Raw genomic sequence first — 1,845 nt, 5'->3', positions numbered from 1 at the left:
GTATAAAATGCCTTGGAGACGATAGGCATCCCCACGATCGCAAGGACGTTTTGCGCCGACTGCTTGCCGTTGAGGGTGAGATCGACGGTGGTGGGATCGACCGCAACCACGTCGGTCATGTACCGCAACGCCTGGGAAAGGTTCGGATGGCCCTTGTCCTTATAGAGCTTCAGCGCAAAGACAACGTCTTGCGCGGTCAGCGGCGAGCCGTCGTGGAAACGCGCTTGCGGTCGCAGCACGAAGCGGAAACCGTTGCGGTCTGGCGACAGGGTAACGGTTTCGGCAAGCAGGCCATAGACTGCATCCGGCTCATCGAGCGCGCTTGTCATCAGCGAATCGAAACAGAGTTCGGCGCGCGGCGGCGCCTCCCCCTTCAACACCAGGAAATTCAACGTGTTGAAGGTCAGGAAGCTCTGATTGAGGGTTGCGTTCGGCGGCGCGAAATTCATCTGGCCGCCCTTGGGCGCGTCCGGATTGACGTAGTCGAAATGCGCGAAATCGGGCTTGTATTTGAGGTCGCCGAAGGCCGACAGGCCATGCAGCTTGATGCCGGTCGCAATGTCGGCGAAGGCCCGGCCGGACAACAGGGCAGCGGCTGCCGCGGCACTGCCCAGGGCGAGAAAGTCGCGGCGGGCAAGGGCCGCCATCAATTGCCGCCCTTGTATTTGGCCGCCAGCGCCTTCTCCTTGTCCGGGTCGATCCACCAGGAATCGATGTCGGCACCGACATAGGCGGGCTGCTTGTCGGGGAATTTGAACTTGTCCCAATAGGCCAGCCACACCGCCGACCGGTGATATTGCGGCAAGACATAGAAGTTCCACAGCAGGATGCGGTCGAGCGCATGGGTGGCGGCGACGAGATCGTCGCGATCGGTGGCGAAGATGATGCGATCGACCAGCGCGTCGATGGTCGGATCCTTGATGCCCATCAGATTGCGCGAACCGGGCGAATCGGCAGCTTTCGAGCTCCAGAAGTCGCGTTGCTCGTTGCCCGGCGATTCCGACTGCTGGAGGATGCCTGTGACGACATCGAAATCAAAATTGTTGACGCGGTTGATGTACTGCGTCTGGTCGATGATGCGCAAAGTGGCATCGACACCGATCTTGCGCAGATTGGCGATGTAGGGACTGGCGATCACCTGGTCAGTGTCGTTCCAGCCGAGGATCTCGAACTTGAACGGCGCGCCGGTCTTGGCATTGACCATCTTGCCGCCCTTGATCACCCAGCCCGCCTTGGCGAAGAGATCGACTGCCTGTTTCAGGTACTTCCGTTCCGCCTGCGGCGAATCATAGACCGGTAGCTTGAATTCCTGGGTGAAAAGTTCGGGCGGCAGCTTGTCGCGGTATTTTTCCAGGATCTCCAGTTCCTTGCCTTGCGGCAGTCCGCTCGACGCCAGTTCTGTGCCCTGGAAATAGCTCGATGTACGGGTGTTGAAGCCGAAGAACAGGGTGCGGTTCATGCTCTCGAAATCGAATGGGATGGTCAGCGCCTCACGCACCAGCCGGTCCTGGAACAGCGGCCGCCGCTGGTTGAGGACGAAACCCTGCATCGGTTGCGGCGCCTGGGTCTGGAAATCCTTCTTGATGACATCGCCGGCCTGGAATGCCGGGAAATTGTAAGCCGTCGCCCACTTACGCGAACTGTATTCGCGGTTGATGTCTTCCAGTCCGCCTTTGGTGAAGGCGAGCCAGGCAGCATTGTCGTCGAGGATATAGGTGTAGCGTCGGGTGTCGAAGTTCTCGCGGCCGATCTTCACCGGCAGCTTGGCCGCCCAGTAGTCCGGCACACGCTGCCAGATGATCTCCGAGCCCGGCTTGAAGCTGGCGATCTTGTAGGCCGCCGAAC

The 1,845-nt window shown here is 60.1% G+C and carries 2 protein-coding genes; both read right to left on the bottom strand.

Going from position 1 to position 1,845, the window contains the following annotated elements; all coding sequences use genetic code 11:
- Positions 1–647, bottom strand: a 647-nt coding sequence (locus EN914_RS33965) for an ABC transporter substrate-binding protein (protein ID WP_245497913.1), incomplete at its 3' end; no start/stop codon positions are given.
- Positions 647–1,845: extracellular solute-binding protein (locus EN914_RS33960; protein WP_164779122.1), on the bottom strand; the 1,199-nt coding region annotated here is incomplete at its 5' end. The genes EN914_RS33960 and EN914_RS33965, both read right to left, overlap by 1 nt.

The organism is Mesorhizobium sp. M7A.F.Ca.CA.001.08.2.1, from assembly GCF_003998455.1.
Classification (GTDB): Bacteria; Pseudomonadota; Alphaproteobacteria; order Rhizobiales; family Rhizobiaceae; genus Mesorhizobium; species Mesorhizobium ciceri.
The sequence above is the reverse complement of the archived record's forward strand: the minus strand, read 5'-3'. Positions and strand labels throughout refer to the sequence as shown.